Annotated in this window: 24 protein-coding genes and 1 pseudogene; 13 read left to right on the top strand and 12 right to left on the bottom strand. The window is 46.0% G+C overall.

The genetic code is table 11. The annotated features are described in order from the left end of the window. Positions 1–15 precede the first annotated feature (15 nt). The 9 genes from CIK90_RS05535 to CIK90_RS14155 all read left to right on the top strand — a co-directional run bounded on the left by CIK90_RS05535 (position 16) and on the right by CIK90_RS14155 (position 7832). Positions 16–711 carry a response regulator transcription factor gene (locus tag CIK90_RS05535; RefSeq protein WP_094440099.1) on the top strand — a complete coding sequence of 232 codons (696 nt, stop codon included), beginning with the start codon at positions 16–18 and terminating at the stop codon, positions 709–711. Positions 712–729: 18 nt separating this feature from the next. After that, positions 730–2253, top strand: a complete 1524-nt coding sequence (locus CIK90_RS05530; RefSeq protein WP_254046287.1) for a cell wall metabolism sensor histidine kinase WalK — start codon at positions 730–732, stop codon at positions 2251–2253. A gap of 382 nt (positions 2254–2635) precedes the next feature. Beyond that, positions 2636–3421 carry an inositol monophosphatase family protein gene (locus CIK90_RS05525; protein ID WP_094464546.1) on the top strand — a complete coding sequence of 262 codons (786 nt, stop codon included), beginning with the start codon at positions 2636–2638 and terminating at the stop codon, positions 3419–3421. 147 nt (positions 3422–3568) lie between these two features. Further along, positions 3569–4285, top strand: coding sequence for a 4-hydroxy-tetrahydrodipicolinate reductase (gene dapB, locus CIK90_RS05520; RefSeq protein ID WP_094391547.1), 717 nt, complete (start codon positions 3569–3571; stop codon positions 4283–4285). 3 nt (positions 4286–4288) lie between these two features. Then, the gene (gene lepB / locus CIK90_RS05515) at positions 4289–5725 is read left to right on the top strand and encodes a signal peptidase I (RefSeq protein ID WP_094464545.1); all 1437 of its coding nucleotides are present in this window, start codon (positions 4289–4291) and stop codon (positions 5723–5725) included. Between the two features lie 6 nt (positions 5726–5731). Beyond that, positions 5732–6268, top strand: coding sequence for a signal peptidase I (lepB, locus tag CIK90_RS05510; RefSeq protein ID WP_094391545.1), 537 nt, complete (start codon positions 5732–5734; stop codon positions 6266–6268). Continuing rightward, positions 6262–6912 carry a WbqC family protein gene (locus tag CIK90_RS05505; protein WP_094464544.1) on the top strand — a complete coding sequence of 217 codons (651 nt, stop codon included), beginning with the start codon at positions 6262–6264 and terminating at the stop codon, positions 6910–6912. Before lepB (CIK90_RS05510) ends, CIK90_RS05505 begins: the two co-directional genes overlap by 7 nt. Before the next feature lie 31 nt (positions 6913–6943). Next, positions 6944–7492: a DUF3332 domain-containing protein gene (locus tag CIK90_RS05500; RefSeq protein WP_094391543.1), complete on the top strand. Its 549-nt coding sequence runs from the start codon at positions 6944–6946 to the stop codon at positions 7490–7492. A gap of 55 nt (positions 7493–7547) precedes the next feature. Further along, positions 7548–7832 carry a hypothetical protein gene (locus tag CIK90_RS14155; RefSeq protein ID WP_158216036.1) on the top strand — a complete coding sequence of 95 codons (285 nt, stop codon included), beginning with the start codon at positions 7548–7550 and terminating at the stop codon, positions 7830–7832. 186 nt (positions 7833–8018) lie between these two features. Here the strand turns inward: CIK90_RS14155 and CIK90_RS14150 are convergent, their stop codons facing one another. The 3 genes from CIK90_RS14150 to CIK90_RS05490 all read right to left on the bottom strand — a co-directional run bounded on the left by CIK90_RS14150 (position 8019) and on the right by CIK90_RS05490 (position 9320). Then, on the bottom strand, positions 8019–8114 hold the full coding sequence (locus CIK90_RS14150; RefSeq protein ID WP_158214640.1) for a smalltalk protein: 96 nt from the start codon (positions 8112–8114) through the stop codon (positions 8019–8021). A gap of 257 nt (positions 8115–8371) precedes the next feature. Beyond that, the gene (locus CIK90_RS05495; RefSeq protein WP_094391542.1) at positions 8372–8812 is read right to left on the bottom strand and encodes a D-Ala-D-Ala carboxypeptidase family metallohydrolase; all 441 of its coding nucleotides are present in this window, start codon (positions 8810–8812) and stop codon (positions 8372–8374) included. A gap of 88 nt (positions 8813–8900) precedes the next feature. Continuing rightward, a complete protein-coding gene (locus tag CIK90_RS05490; RefSeq protein ID WP_094447419.1) occupies positions 8901–9320 on the bottom strand; it encodes a hypothetical protein in 420 nt (139 codons plus the stop codon). A gap of 332 nt (positions 9321–9652) precedes the next feature. Between CIK90_RS05490 and CIK90_RS05485 the strand changes: the two genes are divergently transcribed. Next, entirely contained in the window at positions 9653–11068 is a 1416-nt protein-coding gene (locus CIK90_RS05485; protein WP_094464543.1) for an MFS transporter, read from the top strand. Between the two features lie 305 nt (positions 11069–11373). Here the strand turns inward: CIK90_RS05485 and CIK90_RS05480 are convergent, their stop codons facing one another. Then, positions 11374–13311, bottom strand: coding sequence for a sialate O-acetylesterase (locus CIK90_RS05480; protein ID WP_094464542.1), 1938 nt, complete (start codon positions 13309–13311; stop codon positions 11374–11376). A gap of 180 nt (positions 13312–13491) precedes the next feature. On the opposite strand from CIK90_RS05480, the gene CIK90_RS05475 reads away from it, so the two are divergent. Beyond that, complete coding sequence (locus tag CIK90_RS05475; RefSeq protein WP_094464541.1) at positions 13492–14715, top strand: endo-1,4-beta-xylanase; 1224 nt, start codon at positions 13492–13494, stop codon at positions 14713–14715. A gap of 26 nt (positions 14716–14741) precedes the next feature. Further along, positions 14742–15758, top strand: a complete 1017-nt coding sequence (locus CIK90_RS05470; RefSeq protein ID WP_094391537.1) for a glycoside hydrolase family 43 protein — start codon at positions 14742–14744, stop codon at positions 15756–15758. Positions 15759–15885: 127 nt separating this feature from the next. Here the strand turns inward: CIK90_RS05470 and CIK90_RS05465 are convergent, their stop codons facing one another. Continuing rightward, positions 15886–17142, bottom strand: coding sequence for a pitrilysin family protein (locus CIK90_RS05465; protein ID WP_094464540.1), 1257 nt, complete (start codon positions 17140–17142; stop codon positions 15886–15888). Positions 17143–17376: 234 nt separating this feature from the next. On the opposite strand from CIK90_RS05465, the gene CIK90_RS05460 reads away from it, so the two are divergent. Further along, a complete protein-coding gene (locus CIK90_RS05460; RefSeq protein ID WP_094391535.1) occupies positions 17377–18327 on the top strand; it encodes a carbohydrate kinase in 951 nt (316 codons plus the stop codon). A gap of 917 nt (positions 18328–19244) precedes the next feature. Here CIK90_RS05460 and CIK90_RS14420 read toward each other — a convergent pair. The 7 genes and pseudogenes from CIK90_RS14420 to CIK90_RS05425 form a co-directional block, all read right to left on the bottom strand. After that, positions 19245–19514, bottom strand: a pseudogene (locus CIK90_RS14420) (zinc ribbon domain-containing protein); the annotation flags it as partial. Between the two features lie 351 nt (positions 19515–19865). Further along, complete coding sequence (locus tag CIK90_RS05450) at positions 19866–20438, bottom strand: porin family protein (protein ID WP_094464539.1); 573 nt, start codon at positions 20436–20438, stop codon at positions 19866–19868. A gap of 45 nt (positions 20439–20483) precedes the next feature. Beyond that, on the bottom strand, positions 20484–21761 hold the full coding sequence (locus tag CIK90_RS05445; protein WP_158216035.1) for an SEL1-like repeat protein: 1278 nt from the start codon (positions 21759–21761) through the stop codon (positions 20484–20486). 179 nt (positions 21762–21940) lie between these two features. Continuing rightward, positions 21941–23152, bottom strand: a complete 1212-nt coding sequence (locus CIK90_RS05440) for a hypothetical protein (RefSeq protein ID WP_254046286.1) — start codon at positions 23150–23152, stop codon at positions 21941–21943. Between the two features lie 11 nt (positions 23153–23163). Continuing rightward, complete coding sequence (locus tag CIK90_RS05435; RefSeq protein ID WP_094464537.1) at positions 23164–24669, bottom strand: WG repeat-containing protein; 1506 nt, start codon at positions 24667–24669, stop codon at positions 23164–23166. 10 nt (positions 24670–24679) lie between these two features. Further along, positions 24680–25387, bottom strand: a complete 708-nt coding sequence (locus tag CIK90_RS05430) for a hypothetical protein (protein ID WP_158216034.1) — start codon at positions 25385–25387, stop codon at positions 24680–24682. A gap of 64 nt (positions 25388–25451) precedes the next feature. After that, a complete protein-coding gene (locus CIK90_RS05425; protein ID WP_094464536.1) occupies positions 25452–26390 on the bottom strand; it encodes a hypothetical protein in 939 nt (312 codons plus the stop codon). Positions 26391–26392: the final 2 nt, after the last annotated feature.

Here is a 26392-nt window from a genome sequence, read left to right as displayed (position 1 = left end):
ACTATATTTGCAACGATGAAAGAAGATAATAAGACCTATAAGATACTCGTAGTAGATGACGAGCAAAACCTCTGCGAGATACTTGCTTATAACCTCCGTAACGATGGTTATGAGGTGACCGAGGCCAATTCTGCCGAAGAGGCATTGGAGTTGCCGTTGGCAGCTTTCGACCTCATGTTGCTCGATGTGATGATGGGAGGCATGTCGGGATTTGACTTGGCACGCCGCCTCAAAACCGAGGAAAAGACAGCTCATATCCCCATCATCTTCCTTACAGCCAAGGATACCGAGCAGGACATGCTCCACGGCTTTGGCCTTGGTGCCGACGATTACATAGCCAAACCCTTCCGCATTATGGAGGTGTTGGCACGTGTAAAGGCAGTGCTCAACCGTAGCACACACAGCACGCAGGTATCGCCCGAAACGCTGCGTTACGATCACCTGGTGCTCAATCTCAACACCAAGACCGTTTCGGTAGATGGCGAGGAAGTGGCATTTACCAAGACCGAATTTGAGTTGTTGCGCCTGTTGTTGGAGCATAAGGGTCGTGTGTTCTCTCGTCAGGAACTCATCGACCATGTTTGGCCCAGCGATGTGATGGTGCTCGACCGCACCGTCGATGTAAACATCACCCGAATGCGCAAGAAGATAGGTCGCTATGCCCCGTGCATCAGCACGCGTTTGGGCTACGGCTATTACTTCAATCCCTAATCTGAAAGTATCCGTTCGGTGTCAGACAATGACTGTTTGACACCGTTCGGTCATCAGATACCAACGCACAGAACATATCAATTCCATCATCACCTCTTCTTCGGTATTAGTGCCGAAAAACAACGAAAACCCTTTATCATCATGTCGATAGGCAATAAGTTTTCCTTGCAGATCATATCTGTATTCTGCATTTTTGCTGTGGTGTTCATCCTTTTCCAGCATCACCGTGAGAAAGAATTTAAGATAGAGCGCCTCAACACACAGTTGCAAGACTACAACGAGCAACTCTGTCAGTCGCTAACAGCTGCAGGCGATCACTCCGAACCCGCTATTGCCAGTTTTGAGCGCCGCCACCACATGCCTGGTTTGCGACTCACGCTGATTAGCGAGCAAGGTTATGTGCTCTATGACAACACGCGCAAAGACTATGGCGACATGGGCAACCACCTGCAGCGCAAAGAGGTGCAAGAGGCATTGACACAGGGCAACGGTTTCGACATAGACCGCCGCAGTGCCAGTACGGGCAAGGAATACTTCTATTCAGCATCTTATTTTCCCAAGCAACACTATATTGTGCGTTCGGCATTGCCCTACAACCACACCCTGACCGAAGCACTCAAAGCCGAGCAACGCTACATTTGGGTGGCCCTTGTCATTGTGGCATTGCTGTCGTTTCTGCTGTTCCGTTTCGGCAAGCGTCTCGATCGCAACATCAACCAACTGCGCATCTTTGCCCAGCGAGCAGCCGCCAATGAGAGTCTTGACGTAGAGGACTTGGCAGAGTTTCCCGGCGACGAACTGGGTGAGATAGCCGAGCGCATCATCAAAATCTACCGTCGTTTGCAATACACCAAAGAGGAGCAAAACCGGCTGAAACACGAACTCATACAGAATGCAGCCCACGAATTGAAAACCCCAGTGGCAAGTATTCAAGGCTATATCGAGACCATTCTGACCGATACCAAGATGACCGAGGAGAATCGCCAACTGTTCTTGGAGCGCAGTTTTGCACAGACGCAGCGTCTGACAGCCATTCTTCAAGACATCTCAACGCTTCACCGACTCGATTCCGGAACCATCGCCTACGAGTTCGAACCCGTTGACATTTACGAAACCGTCAGTCACATTCAGCAGGAAACAGCCCTCCAGTTGTCTGGGCGCCGCATGACATTTGTCAATCAACTGCCATCGCCACTCATCGTGCGAGGCAATGCTTCGCTGCTCTACAGCATCTTCCGCAATCTCACCGACAATGCCATTGCCTATGCCGGCGATGGCACCACCATCACGCTGACCGCCCGTCAGACCGGCGACTATTGGCATTTCTGTTTCTCCGACAATGGCGTAGGTATTCCGCAGGAGCATCTCATGCGCATTTTCGAGCGTTTCTATCGTGTGGATAAAGGTCGTAGCCGCAAGATGGGAGGCACCGGACTGGGCCTTGCCATTGTAAAGAATGCTGTTATCATGCATGGCGGCACCATTACAGCCTGTCGCAACGAGGATTCAGGAGTACGCTTTGTGTTTGATATACATTGTTGATAGATAGTCTGTTGAGGCTTGTTGGCAGTTGTGTGAAAGTTTCCTCTCTCTGCAAATTCAATTGATTTGCTGAGTAAATTCAATTGATTTGCTGAGTAAACTCAATTGATTTGCTGAGTAAATCAATTTAATTTGCAAACCAACACAATAGGCACACACCATCATGACAAGATATTTGACCGTGCCAAGTCATATTTGCGTGACATCAGGATAATATCATTAGTTAGAGCCAAGCCATACGGTTTTTAGTTGTATGGCTCTGGCTTTTTTGCTGCAACAATGTTGCTTGTGATGGGTGAAATACAAGAAAAACAGTTTTTTCCTTTGTGTTTTGCTTACTTAATCGTACCTTTGCGACAAGGAAATAACAACCATTATGAGTATGATAAATTTAGAGTTGCTTACCATAGATGTTTGTGCCGTGGCAAGAAGAGTGGCAGAATACATTCGCAACGAACGTCGCAACTTCAATCAAAACTGCGTGGAACACAAACAAGCACACGATTATGTGTCGTATGTGGATAAGCAGTCGGAAGAAAAAATCGTTGCCCAACTGCGACAACTATTGCCCGACGCAGGTTTCATCACTGAAGAGAAATCGGCAACCTATCAAGGAGAAGACTACTGTTGGGTGGTTGACCCACTGGACGGAACAACCAATTTCATACACGCCTATCCTCCTTATGCCGTGAGTATCGCACTGATAAGCGGAAAAGAGATACTCCTTGGCGTGGTGTGCGATGTGCCCACAGCCTCTTGCTACTATGCCTGGAAGGGCGGGGGAGCATGGATGAACGGCAACCGTATACATGTCAGTGACCGTCACCTCGATGATGCGCTGCTCTGTCTGCAATTGCCCTACAACAACGAAGCCTACAATCCCGTGGCGAAACATCTCATCGACACCTTCTATGGCCGGGTGGCAAGCATCCGCATGATAGGATCTGCCGCCATAGCACTATGTCTGGTGGCACAGGGATGCCTCGATGGCTATATGGAGAAGTATATCGGTCAGTGGGACTATATGGCAGGTGCCATCATCGTCAATGAGGCAGGTGGACGAGTCAGCAACTATGCCGGTAGCACCGATTTCACTGAGGGCAACGATGTTGTAGCCACTAACAGACTTGTCCACGACGATATGTTGAAAGCTGTTGCAGGAGTCTGAAAAGATGTCAAATGGTAGCTAAATGCCCCTTGAAATGTTATTTTCTGTTGCAAACCAACGTATTGTGGCATAAATTGTTTACCTTTGCATAGCATACTAATAAAGAATACAGCAAACAATAGTAAAATATAAAACAAGAAACGAAAGATGAAAATAGCATTGATAGGCTACGGCAAGATGGGCAAGATGATAGAACAGATAGCCCGCGAGCGTGGCCACGAGATTGTGAGCATTATCGATATTGACAATCAGCAAGATTTTGATTCACCCCAATTCCAGTCGGCAGATGTCGCCATTGAGTTCACCGCACCACAGGCAGCCTATGGCAACTATCTCAAAGCATTTAGTCACGGTGTTAAAGTGGTAAGCGGTTCGACCGGATGGATGAAAGACCATGGCGATGATGTGCGTCGCATGTGCTGCGAAGAAGGTCAGACACTCTTCTGGGCATCCAATTTCTCCATCGGTGTAGCCATCTTCTCGGCTGTCAACCGCTATCTCGCAAAGATCATGAACCAGTTCCCACAGTATGATGTGGAGATGGAAGAAACCCACCACGTGCATAAGCTCGACCATCCCAGCGGTACAGCCATCACACTTGCCGACGAGATCGTGGAGCGCATCGACCGCAAGGAAGCATGGGCAGAAGAGACCACCGACCCCAAAATGCTGCGTGTGGATCATATCCGTCGCGGCGAGGTGGCAGGCATACACACCGTGCGCTACGACTCGGATGCCGACATTATCACCATCACCCACGATGCCCATAGCCGCAAAGGCTTCGCACTTGGTGCCGTGCTTGCTGCCGAATACACCAAAGACCATCAGGGACTGCTCACCATATCAGACATGTTTAAATTCTAAATCATGGAGAAGAAAGAAAAGGAAAAACTCAATATGAAGGTGCAATGGACTAAGTTTGCCATTGTCATCATCCTCTATCTCTTGTTTCTCGTATGGTTGAAATCATGGCTCGGACTCATCGTCGTACCATTCATCTACGATATCTATATCACCAAGAAGATACGTTGGCAGTGGTGGAAAGACGCTGAAGGCCCCGTCAAGTTCATCATGTCGTGGATCGATGCACTGGTGTTTGCACTCGTGGCAGTATATTTCATCAACCTGTTCTTCTTTCAGAACTATGTCATTCCATCAAGTTCACTTGAGAAATCACTGCTGACGGGCGACTACCTCTTCGTTTCGAAGATGAGCTACGGACCACGCATTCCAGAAACACCACTCACACTTCCACTCACACAGCATACACTGCCCATCTTCGAGTGTAAGAGCTATATCGAATGGCCACACTGGGACTACCGTCGAGCCAAAGGTTTTGGAAAAGTGAAACTCAACGATATCGTGGTGTTCAACTATCCTGCCGGCGACACCCTGTGTGCCGCACCACAGTATCAAGCCCACGATTTCTATCAACTCTGTTATCAGTTGGGATACCAGATATATCCGCAGCGTCCAAATCCCGACTCCCTCTCTGCCATGCAGCGCCGCATGTATTTCGACTTCATCTATCAGGCAGGCAGACAGGAAGTGGAGCGCAATCAGGCTGAATACGGAGAAATCATTACCCGACCAGCCGACCGCCGCGAAAACTATGTGAAGCGCTGCGTAGGACTGCCCGGAAAGACCCTGCAAATCAAAAACCGCATTGTCTATCTCGACGGCAAAGCCAACAAAGAGCCCGACAATGTGCAGTATGCCTACAATCTGAAGCTTAAGCAAAACCTGCCCGAAGAACTCATGGAAGACTTAGGTATTACCATGGAAGACCTCATGTCGCTCAATACGGCAGGATATATGCCTTTGACAAAACGCGCCGTCAGCACACTTGCCAAGAGAAAAGATCTGGTGGAGAGCATCAAAATATCTGATGACAACAGCACACTCGACATCTACCCACTCAACGGCAATACCCACTGGACTCGCGACAACTATGGTCCGGTATGGATACCCGCTAAGGGACAATCCATCCAACTGACACTCGACAACCTGCCCATCTACGAGCGTTGCATACGTACCTACGAAGGAAATACCCTCGAAGTGGCTGACGGGAAAATCATCATCAACGGTAAGGTGGCAACAAGCTATACCTTCAAGCTCGACTACTACTGGATGATGGGCGACAACCGCCATAACTCGCTCGACTCAAGATACTGGGGATTTGTGCCCGAAGACCATATCGTGGGCAAGCCCATCTTCATCTGGTGGAGCAGCGATCCCGATAGAAACGGTTTCGGCGGCATACGCTGGAGCAGATTGTTCCGCTTTGTTGATAACATTAAATAGTATATAATGGCTAATTGGCTGAAGTTCGTGATAGCTCTTGCATCGGCATTCCTGCTGATGCTGGCATTTCGCGCTTTAGCCTTCACGCTATATACCGTGGACGGACGAGCACTCGCACCGGTATTCATCAACGGCGACAGACTCATCGTCAGCCGATGGAGTTATGGCTTGCGCATAGATGGCGGACGACTGTTGCCCTACAGCCGACTGCTGCGCGAAGGCGTCAGACGCGGCGATATCGTGGCATTCGACATGCCAGGCGACTCTGTCAAAGGCATCTGTGTGGCACGCTGTACCGCCATTCCTGGCGATACCATCCACACCACCAACGGACCGCTGATAGTCCCCGGACGCATCACATGCAGCGCCTTCGACTACTATTGGCTCGAAGCTATTGCCGATGACAACCCCGTAGATTCACGCCATTTGGGATTCATCAGCGAGCGCAACATCATCGGAAGGGTGGCTGGCATACTCTACAGTCACGACGATACCAAGAATATCTTCGAGGGTTATAGTCCAGAAAGGAGTGCAATATGGTAAAAACGGCAGTATTGCAAACAGCCTATTTCGGTCCTATACAGTGGTATCAGAAGCTCCACCGATACGACCGCACCATCATTGAGCAACACGACTCCTATCAGAAACAAACCTACCGCAACCGCTGTATCATCGCTACGGCCAACGGATTGCAGGCTCTCACAGTGCCCGTAGAACGGTTGGCGGACGGACACGAGGTGAAAGACCTGCGCATCAGCGACCACAACCAGTGGCGCCGCACACACTGGAATGCCCTTCAGAGCGCCTATAGCGAGAGTCCATTCTTTGAATATTATGCCGATGATATCCGCCCATTCTATGAGCGGCGAATCGACTATCTTATTGATTTCAACGAGGAAATCAGACAGACTGTATGCCAGCTGATTGACATCAGTCCCGCCGTGGAATACTCCACGGCATATCTGCCTGCCGATACTGCCCACGACAAAACGGCACTAACGGCTGTCGGCGATGGATCCTACGACGATTTCAGACAGGTCATCCATGCCAAACATCCTTTGCCCGATGCCGATTTCCAACCTCGGCGCTACTGGCAAGTGTTTGAGTGGCGACACGGATTTCAGTCCAACCTCTCCATCCTCGACCTGCTCTTCTGCATGGGTCCAGAATCTGTATATTATCTATAATCATTATATTATTAACTTAAACACCACGACTATGAGAAAACTCAATGTGAAAGTAGCAGCATGGCTGCTCATCGGTTGCCTCGCAACCAGTTCGTGTATCGGTTCTTTCAGTCTCTTCAACAAGTTTGCTAAGTGGGAGACTCAGATGACAAACAATAAGTATGTCAACGCTATCGTTGGCTTCATCCTCACTCCTATCGTGGGCGGCTTGTGTCTGTTTGCTGACTCTTTGGTGCTCAACTCTATCGAGTTCTGGACAGGATCAAATCCCTTGGCTGATGTTGGAAAGACGAAGCAGGTGATGGGACAGGATGGTCGCTACTATGCTGTGACTACGCTGAAAAACGGATATGAGGTCAAAGCGCCTACCGGAGAAGTTACACGCTTCATCCACGACCAGAAAACTGACTCTTGGTCAATGGAGCAGGACGGCGTTGTGAAGGAAATCTTCCGCTTCAACGGTGATGGCACTATCATGGCAAATATCAACGGTGAAACCGAAAGCTTTACCCTCAATCAGGAAGGTGTAAACAAGGCTCGCCTCATTGCCAACAGCGACATCTTCTTCGCTATGAATTAATTTCATTGCTAAGCAACATAAAAATCTCCCGTCCGGATTGGGCGGGAGATTTTTTATGCCTATTCTCTTACTTATTACGGACTTAAAATTTGTCCTTGGTCACTATATCGTCTTTCCACAAGTGATCCTTGGGGAAGGGCTTGCCGTTCCCTGCCTTTTCCTGTGTCAGTGGGGCTTCAGCATCACTCCAAAACGGATGGGAAACCGGAAGTCCAATGGACATGAGCGACAAAGAGGTCATATCGCTGTCATTGTAGGACTCTGTGCTGCCGTTTCGCTCAATGCTGTGATCTATCGCGAACTGCAGAAAAACGACGAAAAACCTGCCGCTGCTGAATAACACAATCGATATTGCCAATCGACGCAATCGATATTGCCAATCGACGCGAGCGATATTGCCAATCGACACGAGCGATATTGCCAATCGACGCGAGCGATATTGCCAAAGCGTATTGGTGATATTGAAATCAAAATAATAAAAAAGGGAAGTCCATAACGGACTTCCCTCTTCCTTTGTAGGTGTTCATCAGCTGTTATACATGGCTGAGGTGCCGAGTGCGCCAAGTAGTGCGCTGAGTACTGCGATAATTGCTTTGATGATGGTTTGCCAATTCTTTTTCATTGTTTTCATGGTGTTTTTGAGTTAGACATGTTGTTGATAATCTCGTTGCATCCGGATTGCAGGTGCAAAGTTAATGTTTTTTAGAGGCGAAAGCAAATTGTCTTATCCCCCACAGGATACCTCGTTTTTTGCCAAGCCCCCCACACCTTATTTATATAAAAGGGTGGGAGACAAGTGTCCAGCAGTGCTGACATACGATTCTGGCATACTGCCTTTCGAGCATATTGATAGTTCGTAGGCCCTCTGCCAGTAGGCGCTTAGAGATAGACAGGGCGTGCATCGTGGCGGTTGGGATGGCGTTTGGTGTAGCTGACGTGTAGCCAAATACATCCGTTTGCCATTCGGTGTTCGAACAATAGCTGGTCGAAATCCAGGTTGTTGCGGATGTAATCATACATCTTTCGCCCCACTTCCCTGTTGCTGATGTGTAGGTCGGCTGCCTCACCCAACAGGTGTTGCGAGCAAATCACACCGCCAACCGCGTTGTTCAACCGTTTGCTGCGGAATCCGCTGGTCACTCTGATGACTCCAAAGCGCTTTCGCAGCGGTTCGAGCACCTGTTGACATAGGTTGCGCAGACATTCGGTTTGTGCCTCGTCGGGCGTGTTGTCAATGTTCAACTGCATGGCAGTGCCCGATGCAGTCATCTCTCTGAGCGAGAAATGTTCGCTCAACTGGATTTGTTTGGTGTTTTTCATGATATTAAAAATTATTCGGTTGTTATGATAAGAGTGTGTTTTTGGGTTAATTGAAAATTGTTGGGCAGGCATTTCCCGCCCCGTGTAATCATCGTCCCACATACTGGTTGAGTAGTGAATCACCGTTGTTGTTGGTCATTGTAAACAGGTAGCGGTCCAGAAACGAACACTGTCTGACACCTTTGCGCTGCGTGGCCTGGTTAGCACACCGTCGGGCATAGCGGGGCTGTTTGACATGCAGTTTGTTGCAAATCTCGGTTGCCATATCTCTAAACGAGCAGGGACATCCGGTCTTGTTGACGATGTTTCCTTCTTGGAACACCAGGAGTACCACCTCCATGAGATCGCTGATGGTACTGTTCCAATGCAGGTTAGGACTGTTCGGACTGTTTAGTAGTTGGCAAAAATCTTGTGCCAGTTTCGTACGTGCCATTCTTCTTTGTTGTTTGATCATCAACTGCTGCTCGCTCGAAGCAGGGTTTAGCGGGGTTCTGTAATTGTAGTTCATAGTATAAAAGATTATAGTGAATAATGTTTTTCGGTGGCAAAATTACTTGTAGTTTGTGCACAATAAGTTCACTTTCTATTTTTCTTAGTTAAAAAATGTTTTATATTAACATCTGTTAAGTAATAGCGCCTTTAGTATTTTCCTTATTGTTCTCATGGGTTTATAACACGCTATAAAGCCCATTTCAACAGCTTTTTTGCCTTTGTAAGGCATGGATGAAACAAAGTACAATATATTTGTAACATCTGTGAATGGTAATCAGCCACAAATTTTTTAATTTTGCAAGCAACTAAGCCAACTGTATTTGAAAACAATAAAACTATAAAGTAATAATGGCACAATTTGAATCTCAAAATGAAACGAAAGGCTTCTATAAGCTTTCGTGGTTGCAGCGAATCGGTTTCGGTTCCGGCGATTTAGCTCAGAATCTGATTTTCCAGACTACCTGCATGTATCTGCTATTCTTCTACACCGATATCTACGGACTCGATGCTGTCGATGTATCGGTCATGTTTACGGTGGGAAATGTGGCTAATGTGATATGGGACCCTATTGTTGGGGCACTCATCGACAAGCACAATCCTACATTGGGTAAATACAGGGCATACCTGGTTTATGTCGGCATACCACTATCGGGTTTTGCCATTCTGTGTTTCTGGAACGGCTTTGCACCGTCGTTGCTCTATGCCTACGTGACGTACATTGCCATGACATTGCTCTATACTTTCATCAATGTGCCCTATGGTGCGCTCAACTCTTCACTGACCCGCGACACCAACGAGATAACCATTCTCACCTCAGTGCGTATGTTTATGGCAAACTGTGGTGGTCTGGCAGTAGGCTCAGGTCTGCCACTGCTCATTGCTTACTTTACCGATGAGCAGGTGGAAGGACTGCCTAAAGATCCTGGCGCATGGTTTACCACGATGACAATCTATGCTTTGGTGGGTCTGTTGCTGCTGCTGTTCTGCTTCACACAGTGTAAGGAACGTGTGGTAATGAATGCAGAAGAGAGTGCCAATGTGAAGGTCAGCGACCTTTGGATGGAGTTTTTCCATAACCGTCCATTGCGTATCATAGCCTTCTTCTTCATCACAGCCTTTGCTATGATGAGTATTGGTAATGCTGCCGGTGCTTATTTCATGAACTGCAATATGCACGGCACTTCCGAGCAGCTCTCCATATTCATGGGACTTGGTTCGGCGCCTTCATTCATCTTCATGCCATTGGTACCAATGATTAAAAGAGCTATTGGCAAGAAGAATATGTTCTATGTATTCCTCAGCATTGCCATTATCGGTATGGCCTTCCTCTATATTGTGGCAAAGATGGATGCACCAAGCATGACACTTGTTTATGTGGCTCAGTTTGTGAAATCTACTGGTGTTATCGTTGCCACTGGTTATATGTGGGCACTGGTGCCAGAGGTAATCTCTTATGGTGAATACAAGAGCGGAAAGCGTATTGCCGGTATTGTCAACGCCCTGACTGGAATATTCTTCAAAGCTGGTATGACACTCGGCAGTGTGGTTGCTCCTGCTATCTTGGCTTACGTAGCTTATAATCCAAAGAGCGTCGAACAGACACCATTTGCCGAGGAAGGAATCCTCTGGTTGGTATGTGTGATACCTGCTGTTCTGTTGGTTTTGGCTATGTTTATCATCTCTCGTTATGAGTTGACCGACGATGTAATCGATGAGATTAACATGGAAATTGAAAAGCGTGAGACTGCCGATGCTATAGATTGATAGGCTGTGTGGCGTGTGGTTTTATGCCCACGCTTAATGAAATAGACTACGGGTCGTGTGCATAGGCATGCGACCCGTAGTGTTTATAGGCGCTATTTATTTTTTGTAATCTACCGAACTGCCTTCTGTGGTAAAGCGACACCATATTATATATAAACAGCAATCGGTATTGTTGATAGTGATAATAGTCCTTGCTACATCCTATCACCATATTGTATAAACAACTATCAGCCCCATCTGAGGAATCACAGATGAGGCTGACGAATTGATATAATGCCGATGGAATCGGCTAAAAATGAAGAATATTAGTGTTCGATAGCTATTTCAAACGGACTGGCAGGAACGGCTTTTGCCGATTGTAAGCGTGCTTTCAATGGGTTGTCCTTAAAGGCATAACGCACGCGGACAGGGTTGGCAACAGGACTCTCGATTGTGACTGTGGTGCCATCGCATGTGGCTTTGGCGTTGACAAAACGGCCTGAAGCGTCGCAAACTTCAAACTCTGGCTGTTCGCCCGACAGCATGGGTTGGTTGAAGCTGACGGTTACTTGGCGCTCGTTGGCTGTTGCTTTCACGGGTTGTGGCGACAGCCATGCCTTCTTGCCATATACTAAATGATCCATGCAAGCGCCTACACGATCAGCAACCTCCTTTTTGCGCAACGGATGGATATCTACCGTTTCACCCATATCGATGGCTACTGCCAGTTCGGCAAACGGGTCGTTGATGGCTACCAGACGCTGTGCTTCACGCAGTCGTGCCCATGCCGAGCGAGGCTGAGGCTGTTCGCTGGGCGCCATGAAGTTTGCCAATTGCACGATGCAGAACGGCAGTTGTTCGTTGTTCCACAGTGCGCGCCAGTTGCCCATCATCTTTTTCAGCAGTTTTCCATATACGGCAGGGCCATTGTCTTCCACCCATCCATCGTTGGCACCGGTATTCGATTCACCTTGATACCACACCACACCATTAATAGTATAAGGTGCCAAGGGGTAGAGCATAGCATTGTAAAGCACCGAAGGCAAGTTTTGTATGGATGTACCGCCACTTGGACAGGTTGTCATCAATGCTCCTTCCTGCACTTTCCATTGTTCGCTGAGACGCAGGGTGTCGCCATCTTCAAAGATGAGCATATAGGGTTTTTCGTGGATGAAATGGGGTATTCCGTATTTGCTGATGAAGCGTATGGACAGTACGTTGTCACCTTTGTGGAGCAAACCGGTAGGAATCTGGTAGCGGCGTGGCGGATATTGATAATAGGTGCGTCCCACCTCGCGACCATTTACAAAGGTGTAATCCATGTCGAAGAGGGTTCCCACCAACAGTCGCGCTGCTTTTCCGGCATGCTTGCTGTCGATGTTGAGGTGTTGGCGGAGCCACAGCGCCCCCCTATAGTTGCCATGGTAGCCTTGTGTCAGCGTGCTGTATTGGTTCACGGTGCGCCAGTCTTTATCGTTATAAGCCTCGCTGTTCCATCCTTCAGCCATGCCTTTGTCGCTCTTGTCAAGCAGTTCAGACCATCGATTGTTTGCCATATTGTTGGCTTTGTCCTGTGCTGCAACCATCTCCGGATTATCGTACAGCATGGTTTTCTGTACCATTATGGGAAATTCAGACAGTAGTGAATCGGCAGAAATCCAAGCCTCGACGGGTGTTCCACCTAAGGAGTTGCAGATCACTCCTTGTGCCACACCGGTTTGTTCAAACATCCTTTTGGCAAGGAAATAACTGATGGCGGAGAAACCCTTGACGTTGGCTTGTGTCAATGGTTTCCAACTTGTGGGTAGCACATCGGCTTTCGGAGCATGGGTGTCCTTATCTGTTTGTACGCGGAAATAGCGTATCTTGGAGTTCTCATAATGGTCGATTTCATCGGGATACTGTGGATATACGCGCTCAATAGTGACATCCATGTTCGATTGTCCAGCGCACAACCACACGTCGCCAATCATCACATCATTGATAACCGTAGTGCCAATGGTCAGTTGGTAAGGTCCGCCAGCCTTCTGTGGTGCAAGAGTGGCACGAAAATGTCCGTCGGCATCAGCCGTTACCATCGTTTTCTGCTTGTGCAGCCTGATGCCTATCTGCTGTCCGGGTTGGGCATCGCCCCATATTACGGTGGGTTTGTTGCGTTGCACCACCATACCATTTTGAAAGAGTTGTGGCAGTCGCACTTGTGCTGTACCGCTCATGGCGATGCACAAGAGTGTAAGGAGAGTAGTGGAAAGTCTTCGTTTCATTTGTCTTATAGTTTTTTGTTTTTTCTCTTGCAAACTTATATAAAAAAAGCGATGAAAACGAAAAAAAACATGGGTTTATCCCGAAATGAAACAAATGATGTGGTATTGTGTGACACCATCAAATGAAAGTGAAGCAGAAAAGTGTTATCTTTGCACCGTAAAACTACGCTTAAAGCATCAATGAAACATCTAAGAACAGCACTCCTGACAACAGCCACAGTCGTGGCAACCGCTGCTTTTGCGCAGCAAATCACCTTGAAAGACGCCTACCGTGACTATTGGAATACTGGCGTAAGTGTTAACCAGTGGCAGGTGAAAGCCAACTCAAAGAGTCTGGCAGATCAGACTATTACCGGCGGAATCGATACCGATCAGACTATAGATTGGGATGTTATCGTCCGTAATTTCAATTATGTAGTGGCTGAAAATTGCATGAAATGCGAAGTTATCCACCCCCAAGAGGGTGTCTATGACTTTACGCTTGCCGATCAATTTGTAGATAAGGCACGTGCAGCAGGACTGAAAGTGCTGGGCCATTGCTTGATTTGGCACTCGCAATGTGCCCCGTGGTTCCATTATGACGAACAAGGGAACCTCGTTTCGCCTGAGGTTTTGAAGAAACGCATGCGCGAGCATATCACCACTATCGTCAGTCATTTCAAAGGAAGAATCGAAGCCTGGGATGTGGTCAATGAGGGATTTGAGGATGACGGAACACTTCGCAAGAGCCTCTTCTATCAGATTCTGGGTGAAGACTACATACCTCTGGCATTCCAATATGCCCACGAGGCAGACCCAACAGCCCAACTTTACTACAACGATTTCTCGATGAATAGGGCGACAAAGGTGGAAGGTGTAGCTCGATACTTCGCTCCACTCATCCGCAAAGGACTGCCCATTACCGCCATCGGCATGCAGGGGCACCTCATACTCGATGATAACAACTATGTAGAGGAATACGAACATTCCATCAAGACCATTACCAGTTTGGGCGTAAAGACCTTCTTCTCAGAGCTCGATCTGTCGGTGTTGCCCAATCCGTTTGGCTTTGCTGGCGCCAATATCTCCGATATGTTTGCCTACCGTCCAGAGATGGATCCCTATAAAGATGGTCTCCCTGCAGCGAAGACGAAAGAGGTGGAAGACTTCTGGACTCGTTTTTTCCAGATGTTGGTGCGTCATCGCGACGATATTCTGAGAGTCAATTTCTGGTGTCTGAACGATGCTTGTTCGTGGCGAAACGACTTCCCCATCAAGGGTCGCACCGATTATGCCACACTCTTTGACCGTCAGAACCAACCCAAACCGGAGATCCAAGCCATCATCAATGTGGTGCGCCCTGAAGGTGGTGACTGCTGTAAAGCAGCAGCAAAGACCAAAGGCAAGAAGAAAACAAAGAAATAACATAACTAATAAAACAACTGACTATTATGGCAAAACTACCCCGTTACCTATTTCCGAAAGATTATATGGCTGACCCTTCAGCCAATGTGTTCAACGGTAAGCTATACGTCTATCCCTCACACGATAGGGAGAGCGGTGAGGCTTTCGATGATGATGGCGGTCATTTCCAAATGAAAGACTACCACGTATTGTCGTTCAACGATGTGGAAAACGATGAGGCTACTGACCATGGCGTCGTGCTCGATGTAGAGCAAGTGGCATGGGCAGAGAAGCAGATGTGGGACAACGACGTGGTTGAGAAGGATGGCAAATACTATCTGATATTCTCTGCAAAAGATTATAATGGCGTGTTCCATCTTGGTGTGGCAGTGGCTGATTGTCCCGAAGGACCGTTTGTGCCGGAACCACAGCCCATCCGCGGCTCGTTCAGTATCGACCCATCGGTATTCAAAGACGATGACGGACAGATTTATTGCTATTTTGGCGGACTTTGGGGCGGACAGCTTCAGTGGTACGGCGACAATGGCGTAACTCCCGTTCCCGGTGAGCAGGGCGTTGTGATGGGCCCGGCTCCCGACAAAAAAACTCCGTTGGTATTGCAGGAAGGTACACCAGCACTGCCCAGTCGTGTGGTTCGCATGAGCGACGATGTGAAGCAGTTTGCTGAAGCACCACGCCCAGTTCTTGTGGTTGACAAAGACGGACAGCCCCTTAAGGCCGACGATCCTCACCGTTTCTTCGAGGCATCGTGGATGCACAAGTATAATGGTAAGTACTATTTCTCATATTCTACTGGTGACTCCCACTACCTCTGCTATGGTATTGGCGACAATCCTTACGGACCGTTCACCTATCAGGGTGTGATACTCGATCCTGTTGTGGGATGGACCACTCACCATTCTATCGTAGAGTTCAAGGGTCAGTGGTATCTCTTCTACCACGACTGTGTGCCCAGCAACGATAAGACATGGTTGCGTTCACTGAAGGTACAACGCCTCTTCTACAATGAGGATGGCACCATTCAGAAAGTTATCAACGAGTAGCCAGACCATACTGGCAACTGCCAATCCTAAGTATAAGAGGATGCTATAGAGCTTTTGCTCCGTAGCATCCTCTTACTGTCTGATGGCTGTTTCTGCCGTAGTTTCTGGCGAAACGCGCTGTGTGGCTCTATTCGTAAATGAGTGTTTGCAACCGTTCAGAATCAAACGTATAGCGTGCCACATCGAGCAGTTGGTCGGCGGTCAAGGCGTCAATCTGCTGGAGTAGCAAGTCGATGTCGCGCTCCTTGCCGTAGTGCAGATACGATTTGGCAATGTCGAGTGCATACTGTTCGCGGTTGTCGCAGGCTATGGCAATCTGTCCTTTCAACTGTTGCTTTGCATCGTGCAGTTGTCGTTGACTGAGCGGACGCTGCATCAGTCGGTCCAGTTCGTGGTGAACCAGTCGCAGGCAGCGCTTCACATCGTGGTGGTCGCAACCGAAATATACCGACCACACCCCTGTGTCGTGATAGCTCGCCATACTGCTTTCTACGGTATATACCAGTCCGTTGCGCTCGCGCAGCGACAGGTTGAGGCGTGCATTCATGCCCGGTCCGCCCAATATGTTGTTGAGCAGATAGAGTGGCAGACGTCGCTTGTCATCGAAACAGAAGGTGCGACAGCCCAGCATGACGTGTGCCTGATGGGTGTTTCGTTGCACGATATGGGTATGCTCTCCCGGGTCGGTATAAGTTTCGGACAGGTCTGTAGAGCCCGATGAAATGGGCGCTTTTTCGTCGCTTTTCATCGTTGTGTCTATGACATCAGCGTGGCGTTCCAGCAGTTTGATGAGCTTCTGAAAGTCTATATCGCCGTAGGCAAAGAAGATGGCATTGTCAGGGCGATAGTGTTTTCTGGTGAACAGACGTGCATCGTCGGCAGTGAAGTGTGCCACCACGTCGCGACTGCCCAGTATGTTGTGGCCCAAAGGGTGTCCGCAGAACAGCAAGTTCTCGTAGTCATCGTAGATAAGTTCGGCAGGCGAGTCGTTATAACTCTCTATTTCGTCGCATATCACATCCAGTTCGCGCCCCACTTCAGTATCAGGATAAGTGCTGTGGAATACGATGTCGCACAATAAATCTACCGCCTTGGGCAGGTGGTCGCGCAGTATAGCAGCGTAAAACACCGTGTCTTCCTTGTTGGTAAAGGCATTGAGGTCGCCACCCACACGCTCCAGTGTGTTGAGAATCTGTAGTGCCGAGCGCCGTGCAGTGCCTTTGAAAGTAACGTGTTCGCAGAAGTGGGCAACGCCTTCTTTGCCCGTTTCTTCCTGGCAGGACCCCGCGCGCACGCCGATTCCGCAATATACAACGGGCGAATCAGATGGCAGATGGATTACTCGGAGACCATTGTTGAGTGTATAGGTGTGATAGTTGTTCATCTCAAAAAACAATATTTCGTTTGCAAAATTACAGCTAATAATTGAGAAAAAGCCATAAATGGATGGAGGATATTAAAAAATGGTTGGATTTCATCATTGTTTTCACGACATGACATAACTCGACCTAGTTCGGTTCCGATGAAAACGTTCATAAAAAATATTTTTTTCTTTTTGTATTTACGCAAAATTGCGTTAACTTTGTCTGCTATATAGAAACAACAACACACAAATGCTATGCGAAAAGTAATAGGAATAGGCGAAACGGTGCTCGACATCATCTTTCGCGACGAGAAACCCATCAGCGCACTGCCTGGTGGTAGCACTTTCAATGCCATCATCTCTCTCGGACGTTCGGGAGTGAAGGCGAGTATGATTAGTGAGACAGGCAACGACCGTATCGGACAAAATATCATTAAGTTTATGGAAAGCAATGGTATCGATGCTTCCTACGTCAATGTCTATCCTGAATCAAAGTCGCCATTGTCGTTGGCATTTCTCAACGACCACAACGATGCCGACTATATTTTCTATAAAGACCATCCCCACGATCGCATAGACTATGTCTATCCTGAGGTTAATGCCGATGACATCGTGCTTTTCGGCAGTTTCTTTGCTCTCAATCCTGTCATCCGTCCCCAGGTATATGCCTTCCTTGACTATGCTCGCCAACGTGGCGCCATACTTTATTATGACGTCAATTTCCGTGCTTCTCATAAGAACGAGGTGATGAAGGTGACGCCCAATCTGCTCGACAATTTAGAGATGGCAGATATTGTTCGTGGCAGTTCGGAGGATTTCGAAATACTCTTCCGCCAGCATGATGCCGACACCGTTTATCGTTCGCAGATAGCCTTCTATACCAAAAAGTTCATCTATACCCGTTCGGCAGATCCTGTTGAGGTGCGTGGTGATAGTGGTTTCAGCAAGCAATATCCCGTTTTGCCCACCGAAACGGTCAGCACCATCGGTGCCGGCGACAATTTCAATGCAGGTTTCATCTACGGACTCATCAAGAATGGCATTACCCGCCAGCATATTGACCAAGGGCTTACCGAATCACAATGGGACGCTCTTGTATCGTCAGCTCTTGATTTCTCGGCAGAGTGTTGTAGGGATATTTACAATTATGTGTCGGAAGAATATGGCGAAAAGATGCGGAAAGGTTTGCAGAATAATGGTTTGTGATGCATGAAATAACCGAAGATAACTGGAGAAACAAGCATCCGTTTCTCCAGTTTGTATATCAGGTTTTATGGTCGCTAACTATTATATGCTTGTGACGAAATATTGAAATTATTGAAAAGAAATTATTTTCAGGGTTCTAACAAACCTTGATAATGTTTTTATCCAACGTTTGACAAAGGTGTTATCCAACGTTTGACAAAGGTGTTATCCAACGTTTGACAAAGGTGTTATCCAACGTTTGATAAAGGTGTTTTCAAACGTTGTAAACAAGTCTTTTCAACGTTGTAAACAGGTCTTTTCTAACATAAGAAACAAGTACTTTCAAATATTAGGAACAGGTGTTGTCGCTATTAGTTTACTTCGCTGTCTAAACAGCCATCATCTTAACAACAATAAGCGCATGGTGGTCGATGGGTGGTCAATTGGTGGTCGAAAAAGCACTCAGAGAACAATCGACCACCACTATAAACGGGTAATTTACAGATAGTTATGCTATGTGGTGGTCGAGTGGTCGATTTTTTCGACATCGCGAGCGCGTGCATACATACGCATGCGCGCGCACGAGAACGATGTAGATTCTATTTCTTTCCTACTTCATGGTCGATTCGGGTTAAGGTCACAACTTCGGCATCTGTACCATCTTTGTTATATTCGCTCACGAGAATATACTTCTCATTACACGCAACACCATAGCAACGACCATTTGATTTCTGAATCTGAGTTCCCCAATATGCCTCATCATCATTAAGAAGTTTGGTGGTATTGCCATTGACGGTATAGAATTGGTTGACCATAGCCCCCATGAAGACATAGAGATTGTTCACGTGAAGTTCGTCAATGCCGAGTGCATTGATGTGGTCGATATATACCTGTTTCATGGGATGGTCGGCATGTGGAATGGCATCCTGTGGCATGCTCCATCGCTTGAGTTTCGGAAACCACTGCAGTAGTTGTTGCTTGTATTCACACTTTGTGAGTTGTTTTCCCATGTTCTTGTTGTATTCATCTACAAACATTGAACAATAATCTGCCATTTCTTCCATAGTGTAGTTTCCGGTAAATGCCCCGTCTTTATAGCAGTAGATGCAAAACTCTTCACTCTTGCTGCCATCGGCATTGGTACCAAGAATCTCGTCTGTCAGCGGCATACCGCAGCTTTGGCAAAATCTCATTTCTTTCTTATCCATATTATAATAGTGTTGATTGATATCCAAGTGCAAAGGTATGGATATTCCGAACAAACCATTTTAACGTAACGGAAAAGATGGCAAATATACTGTCACATCTGCGATACAAACTTTGTTAACTACGCAACCGATACACAAAACTGACGACATCTATAGAAAGGTAATGGTATAGCTTTTGGTATAAATAAAAAATGCAGCCATTCCGACTGCATTTAATATAGCTGTTGTCGCAAGAGAAATCCTATAAAAAGGATTGCCAACAGGGGCAAAAGTTATGTTTTCATTGTTTTCTACTCTTGCTTCGTGTCTTGCGCAACTTTTTATCTATTAGATATTGCTTGGTCTTTTGGGCTATAGAGAGAACTTGTAGCCAAGAGTCACTTGGAAACCATGAAGTTTAGGATTGGTGGTATCACTACTGTCCATGTCTTTGCGGAAACCAGTCACGCTGACGCTATATTGTGCCTCAAGAACAAAGTGACTGAACTCAAAGCCGACACCAACAGGAATGCCGACATTAAACTTATTATGTTTCATCAATTGTCCAGTACCTTTTGTATCATCAGATACTAGATAGCTAAGTTCTCCTCCGGTGTATACAGACAGGCCGCCAGCAATATAATAGCGCGCAATAATAGGAACAGTGATGTAATTCAGTTCTGCGTCAAGATCGTAGCCAGAGCCACAGAAATTGATCTGTTTCTTCGCATAGTTAGCTCCAAAGCCGAGTGATACATTATCACCCAGGGCATATTCGAGAAGTGCACCACCCACAAATCCTGATTTGGCACTGGCATCACTGGCATTACTTGTCGTATTGGTATAACCACCATATACTTTCAGGTAAGATTTACCTTCTTCAACCTGTGCGAAAGCACTTACTGCAGATAGTGCGAGAATTGCTACAACTAATAATTTCTTCATAATAGTAAAAATTTAAATGTTTATAAATTGGTTATTGGTAGAAAACTATTTTTTATCTATAGTCGCTTGTTCAAGTTCTGTATTGCGATTAATGGTGAACCCCTTTGCAAGGGCTTGTTCAGCCAACGATGACATGTTTTTCTGCAACGAAGCGAGATAGTCGGCACGCGGTTCTGGTGATTTCAACTCCCGTTCAGCCTTACGGCTGTATTTGTTGTATTGACTTTGATAGAACGATGCGTTGAGCGCACCACCGGCAGAGGTTTGGCTTTTCTGTGCACCGGCATTGCTCTTATCGTTTCCGAATGTAGGAATACTTGATAATTCTGCCAGTAGTTTGGATGACTCTTTATTGCTTGTCGGCAATTTTAAGGCTTCAACTTCCAAGGCGTCTCGTTGCTCCTTGGATAGATTAACTCCGATGTTTTGCAGATTTATTTTAGCTTGTTTTTCACCTTGTTTTGCAGCAATAAAGTTCCATTTGTAAGCCTCTTCTATGTTTGCTTTCACGCCCCATCCATTGTAATAATAAGCGCCTACTGTAGTTTGTGATAATGGGAACCCTAAATCTGCACATTTCTTGTATAGTTTGAACTCTTCTTCTAATGTAATAGAATTATCGAAAAGTTTATATGTACTGACATAATTGTGCATTGCAGGTAAGTAGCCAGCATCTGAAGCCACTTTACACAGTCTGACAGCCTCTTCCAGATTTTTTTCTACCAATTCTCCTTGACGCAGATAATCAGCGTAGTCGCACATAGCAGGAACAAAGCCGGCATCAGAAGATGCTTTCAGATATTTCAAAGAACCTTTATCGTCGTCTTTAGCAGAACATGTTATAATGTACATCTGATAGTTCTTATATGCTTCTTCATTGAGATCATTGTTTATCATGTGTTGGATAACATATCTCAAACCATAAGCTTTTCCATAAAGATCTTCACCTGCAGAGATGCCTTCTTCATAGCAGGTTAAGGCATAACCAGGGTCTTTGTTGGTGCCTAACCCGAATTCTATCATCTCAGCATATCCGGCAATAAGTGATTTATTAAGTTCCTGTGCTTTCTCAAAATGCACAAAAGCTGAATCGTAATTCTGTTCCATGCCTTTGCCTTGGTAATATAACAAACCAATATTATAGTGTGCAAAGCTTCTTAATTTGTTTTTGGGTCCAAGTGCATGAAGAGACTTCTGCAAACAATCCATGGCTTTTTCATAGTCTCTGACTTTTTCACTATTTGTGCGAGCATATATCTCACCGAGATAATAGTAGGCGGCACCAGTCTCTTTGGGATTTTTTTCTATTACTTTATTTGCCAACTCTATCGCTGAAGCCATGTCTTTCTGTGTGGCATTCTCCTGCTTGCATTTATTGACCTTGTTTATAAGTTTCCTCAATTCACTGCTTTCTGCATAGCAAGAAACAGCGGATGCTGTGAAGAGAAAAAGCAGTGTTAGTGTGATAGTTTTGAACTGTTTCATAATTGTTATAGTTTATGTTATTTGATTTCGCGTATTAACATGCCAGGATAGAATTTGCCTCCGCTGGACTTTTCAAACGTTGTATGACCAAGTTCAGCACCTGTTGCCTTTTCTTCTTTTGCCATAAAGCGGTTGTCCCATATTTTGTTTTTTACGGGTTTTATGGTACCGACTCTTTTGTAGGTAGTACGGCCGTCTTCATCAGTAGTAATCTCCAGCACTTCGAATTTTGAGTCTATGCTAAGTCCCTCTTTCATGCCGATGGGAGCTGTGATAGGGTCAGTTGATGTAAGAGGAATCTTCACTTTAAACACATCAAAGTTTTTCTGTAGGTTTGCCACGTTTTCGTCCAAAGCACGTTGACAAGCCTTGCGCACCATGAGCAATGGTTCGTCTTCGTTGATACCCATGAATGAGACATTGCTACCGCTACTCTCCTGTTCGCCTACATATTCGAGAGTAAAGAGTTCTCGGTTTTTGTCAAATGCCAAGCGTTTTTCTTCATCATTGCCAACCGCGTAGTATTGGCGGTAGAATTTGTTGGCAGTCTCCTTTTCCCATACCAAGCGATACAGAAATGTATGAATCTTCACCTTAAAGCCTTTATAGCTTTCTGCAATCTGTGCCAGACTCTCCATGTTCTCTGAATAATTTGTATTTCCGCCATTGGCAATATCCATGATCGAACCGCCTATGCGAAGAATACTGCCCACAATGGAAGAGCCTTTCGAACGGTCGATATATCGGATATCGTTGACCAGAACGAAGGTGTTGCCTATCAGGTCTTCTCCTGCATCTTCCAGTAACGCATTACCACGTTGCGAATGGCGCGCAAGTTCTTTGTCGAATTCATTGGCATTATACAGCCCCCGTTCTTTTACCAGTTCCATGTTGCACTTACCAGTAATGATATCACGGTTGAACCATCTGGCAACCAAACGGCTACCAATCACATGTCGTTTCAGAAAACTGGTTATGTCTGAATTTTCGTCCAGTTTCTTTTCTGGCACACTGACCACTTTGACACTCAGATCATGGTTGTTATATTTATCAGGGGTCGGCATGTCAATAAATACCTTGCTGATATCTTCAGCAAAATCTTGATTGACATGTTTTACCATCATGCTATAGATGGAACTGCGTCTGTATTTCAGCTCCTGTTGGTCTTGTGCTTTCATTGGCAGTGACACACAAGCTACAGCTAAGAGAATATGTATTCGTTTTATCATTGTTCTGAAAATTAGTAGTCCCACATGTTTTCTGGTATCTGGCTTCGCAAATTCCAGTAGTTTCGTTTCTCGTTAGCATAGATGCTGTTTCGATAGGTCTCGGTGTAATCGAGTTGTTTCTTTCCTTCCTTCTGCATCTTGTCAAGTATGCTTATAATCATTTCTTTTGTTGGTATGCGGGCTGGTATGCATTGGTTGCCATCAGTATCGACACATCCCCAAAACTCGCCTTGTCTTACAAGGGTGTTACCTTGATTATCGAACTCTACATCGTTGAAACCTGATTGTTGGTAACTGTATTTCATGGTCTTGGTGTCGAGCCGGCAATATACAGAATCTGCGGTCAGCCATACGGCATTCATTTCCCCCTTGTTGTTGAGTGTGTATTTGATATTCTTCCATTTGATAGGTAGCACCATATTGCCATTCCTATTGATAAGTCCGAAGCGCACATCGCCATCAATGAGTTCACCAATATAGGCATGGCCTTTGAAGAATGGTTGGGTGAATTCATATTCAAATGGGATGGCTTGCTGCCCCATCATATTAAGATAACCCCATTCGTCATCGCTCATGGTGTTCCATAGTCCTTCGCTGATATATGTTCCACCCTCATCGTACTTGCATGGAATCGTTTCATGAATCAGCGAGTCAATCACTCCATATTTACCATTTAGTTTCACGACATAGTGCCCTTCGCTTCTGGCTCCAACCATTTCATAGTCAGGAGAAACTTTCTTGCCCGTCTTGTCAATGAAATAAGAACGATTTCCAGACTCTTTGACAAGGCAATAACCATTCTTGAATTCATTATAGACAATGCCAAACGGCGATGGTAGTATCGTGGTTTGTTTTGTATTGATATTATAAAAGGCAAACGAGGTTCCTTTGCCGTCTTTATTCCAGACTTTTCCTAAAATGATGTCGTCTGAGGGGGGATAGCCAGACATAAGAATTCCTTCAGGCAAGATCATGCGACCTTGGTAGTCGCACATGCCGATGGAACTACCCGGTTTGTCGGATTGCTTGCTGAATATAATGTATTCGCCACATTCTAAAGCCTCATATTGCGGACGAAGGATGATGTTTCCAACTCCATCAACAAGACCACGTTTCTTGTCGTTGACAACAATAGCTACTCCTTTATGTACAGGTAATATGATGTCATATTGTTGACTGTTGGGCAGAGGATTGCCATGTAAGTCCAGTAACGTCCATTTTTTATTGTACAAAGCTTTGTACATGCCATTGTTACCAAAGGTACTGATTTGGGTATAGCGAATGTCTTTCTCTATACCTTTTGTATCTACAAACCCCCATAATGTGTCCTTGCGAACGATGGCAATATTATCGACAAACGGATATACCTCATCGTAAATACAAGGCACAGCTATGGTGCTGTCTGTCTTCATGAAGCCCCATTTCTCGTCCGTTTGTATTTTTGTGAGGTTTTGTGCACGACCCATCAATAGGGTCATGCACAAAAATACGATACAGAAAAGTCTGTGGTAAGGCATACGTGTTATTTTAGAATTTATGAACGGCGCGACCGAAATCAGTCTTGATGGTCAAACCGCCAGTAAGTATATTCTTATATTGACCAGCAAGAATAAGTTTTCCTTTACGCTTAGCAAATTTGCCCAGCATGGCTGTTCCAAACTTACTGCCAGATGACTCTTGGAAAAAGAGCGTAAAAACCAAACCGTTGGAATCTCGCATTTCAGTGGAAGAGTAAATATTCATAAAGTCATCAGAATGTCCAAACCCCTTGTTGATAAATCCTTTGCCTTTTTCCTTTTTTAAGATCTTGGCGAATTTGTTGATATTCTTTTCGCTGTATTCTTCACCACCGTTAATGGCTTTGGCTAAGAGCTTGAGCTCATCACTTGCAGGAATGTACCAACCTTCTCCTAAACTACGAGCCCATTGAAACAGAGGAAATTCGTCCCATGAAGCATCATTGTCTTTGATGTATGTGGCAATGGTTTCCATATTTACGGCACCGTCTTTTTCGTCATAACAATTGATTGTGTTATTTGCTTGCTCTTTTTTACACCATTTGCCCTCAAAACCGGAAGGACTTACTAACAGACCGTGTTCCCCACTGTCATCTACGTAGAACACAACACCCTTTACACCGCCTTTGTCATAGACGTCACCAATTTTGTATGTCTGTGCCTGAACCATTGATATCGATGAAACTAAAGCGATAATTGAAAGCATAATTTTCTTCATAATCATAATTTTTTTGAGGTTATTGTAATATTGATATCTGTTTTTATATATTGAAAAATTAGTTTTATTTATCTAAGAATAGAAGTTTGGTTTCGGTCTGTGGCATGTTCTCTGCGTAGGCTTTAGCCACTTCCTTGGAAGCATCGAGGCGACGTTGCTCCATATCGATGTTGTCGTCCATGACTTTTAGTGCAATATCCCATGGTGTATTCAGTTCAGCCTTCTCTTTGATTTCCTCAAGAAGTTTGATAGCAGCCTCATAACTTGATGATTCGGGATCTATCTCTGCCAACAGATTGGCGGCTTCGATAGCAGCATCACTATTTGTACGACCAGACCAAACAGCAACGGCTTTGGTCAATAGTCGTTCGCCTTCGGTGTTGATACGGTGTTGCCATACTTCCTTGACACATGATAGCGCACGATCATAGGCTGCTGCACATTCGGGAATAATGAGCAACTCGTAGATGGCTTCATCATACTTACGGGTTTTGTCCAACATCTTGGCACGGGCAATGATACGGTCTGCTTGTGCATCATAGTATGCAACAATCTTTTTTTGTGATTGAGCAATGAAGTCTGACAATCCTTGATGACGTGGCGTCAGCCGTTTTACGGCATCGCTGAATGCGGCAGCATCACTCTGACCGACACCATCGAGTTGAGTGGTATATGCCGAGAATACAACACCATCGTCAGCGTTGAGCACCTTTAGGTTGAGTTGTATCTGACAGACTGTTTGGCGGGGAGGACCTGCTGTGATGCTCTTGCCTATGATTTCATATTCAGGGACCAATGCAAAACTATGGAGTCCTGCCATTGCCGATACACCATTCGTTGTCAATAACTGGCGCAGTTTGCCTGCTACCACTCGTTGGTAAGATACTGGAATGGCAGACGCACCAGACTGGAATGCAATGCCAATAGGCAGACTGCACTCTTGAGCCTGAACGGAAAGTGCCGTTGTGCAGGCTATAATAAACGATGCAATATATTTCTTCATAG

The sequence above is a fragment of the Prevotella sp. P5-126 genome (assembly GCF_002251185.1).
GTDB lineage: Bacteria > Bacteroidota > Bacteroidia > Bacteroidales > Bacteroidaceae > Prevotella.
The sequence above is the reverse complement of the archived record's forward strand: the minus strand, read 5'-3'. Positions and strand labels throughout refer to the sequence as shown.

What these genes read in the sequence shown, in the direction of transcription:
- CIK90_RS05535 (WP_094440099.1), top strand. Translation starts at nt 16, where the DNA reads ATGAAAGAAGATAATAAGACCTATAAGATACTCGTAGTAGATGACGAG.
- CIK90_RS05525 (WP_094464546.1), top strand. Translation starts at nt 2,636, where the DNA reads ATGATAAATTTAGAGTTGCTTACCATAGATGTTTGTGCCGTGGCAAGA.
- dapB (WP_094391547.1), top strand. Translation starts at nt 3,569, where the DNA reads ATGAAAATAGCATTGATAGGCTACGGCAAGATGGGCAAGATGATAGAA.
- lepB (WP_094464545.1), top strand. Translation starts at nt 4,289, where the DNA reads ATGGAGAAGAAAGAAAAGGAAAAACTCAATATGAAGGTGCAATGGACT.
- lepB (WP_094391545.1), top strand. Translation starts at nt 5,732, where the DNA reads ATGGCTAATTGGCTGAAGTTCGTGATAGCTCTTGCATCGGCATTCCTG.
- CIK90_RS05505 (WP_094464544.1), top strand. Translation starts at nt 6,262, where the DNA reads ATGGTAAAAACGGCAGTATTGCAAACAGCCTATTTCGGTCCTATACAG.
- CIK90_RS05500 (WP_094391543.1), top strand. Translation starts at nt 6,944, where the DNA reads ATGAGAAAACTCAATGTGAAAGTAGCAGCATGGCTGCTCATCGGTTGC.
- CIK90_RS14155 (WP_158216036.1), top strand. Translation starts at nt 7,548, where the DNA reads ATGCCTATTCTCTTACTTATTACGGACTTAAAATTTGTCCTTGGTCAC.
- CIK90_RS14150 (WP_158214640.1), bottom strand. Translation starts at nt 8,114, where the DNA reads ATGAAAAAGAATTGGCAAACCATCATCAAAGCAATTATCGCAGTACTC.
- CIK90_RS05495 (WP_094391542.1), bottom strand. Translation starts at nt 8,812, where the DNA reads ATGAAAAACACCAAACAAATCCAGTTGAGCGAACATTTCTCGCTCAGA.
- CIK90_RS05490 (WP_094447419.1), bottom strand. Translation starts at nt 9,320, where the DNA reads ATGAACTACAATTACAGAACCCCGCTAAACCCTGCTTCGAGCGAGCAG.
- CIK90_RS05485 (WP_094464543.1), top strand. Translation starts at nt 9,653, where the DNA reads ATGGCACAATTTGAATCTCAAAATGAAACGAAAGGCTTCTATAAGCTT.
- CIK90_RS05480 (WP_094464542.1), bottom strand. Translation starts at nt 13,311, where the DNA reads ATGAAACGAAGACTTTCCACTACTCTCCTTACACTCTTGTGCATCGCC.
- CIK90_RS05475 (WP_094464541.1), top strand. Translation starts at nt 13,492, where the DNA reads ATGAAACATCTAAGAACAGCACTCCTGACAACAGCCACAGTCGTGGCA.
- CIK90_RS05470 (WP_094391537.1), top strand. Translation starts at nt 14,742, where the DNA reads ATGGCAAAACTACCCCGTTACCTATTTCCGAAAGATTATATGGCTGAC.
- CIK90_RS05465 (WP_094464540.1), bottom strand. Translation starts at nt 17,142, where the DNA reads ATGAACAACTATCACACCTATACACTCAACAATGGTCTCCGAGTAATC.
- CIK90_RS05460 (WP_094391535.1), top strand. Translation starts at nt 17,377, where the DNA reads ATGCGAAAAGTAATAGGAATAGGCGAAACGGTGCTCGACATCATCTTT.
- CIK90_RS05450 (WP_094464539.1), bottom strand. Translation starts at nt 20,438, where the DNA reads ATGAAGAAATTATTAGTTGTAGCAATTCTCGCACTATCTGCAGTAAGT.
- CIK90_RS05440 (WP_254046286.1), bottom strand. Translation starts at nt 23,152, where the DNA reads ATGATAAAACGAATACATATTCTCTTAGCTGTAGCTTGTGTGTCACTG.
- CIK90_RS05435 (WP_094464537.1), bottom strand. Translation starts at nt 24,669, where the DNA reads ATGCCTTACCACAGACTTTTCTGTATCGTATTTTTGTGCATGACCCTA.
- CIK90_RS05430 (WP_158216034.1), bottom strand. Translation starts at nt 25,387, where the DNA reads ATGAAGAAAATTATGCTTTCAATTATCGCTTTAGTTTCATCGATATCA.
- CIK90_RS05425 (WP_094464536.1), bottom strand. Translation starts at nt 26,390, where the DNA reads ATGAAGAAATATATTGCATCGTTTATTATAGCCTGCACAACGGCACTT.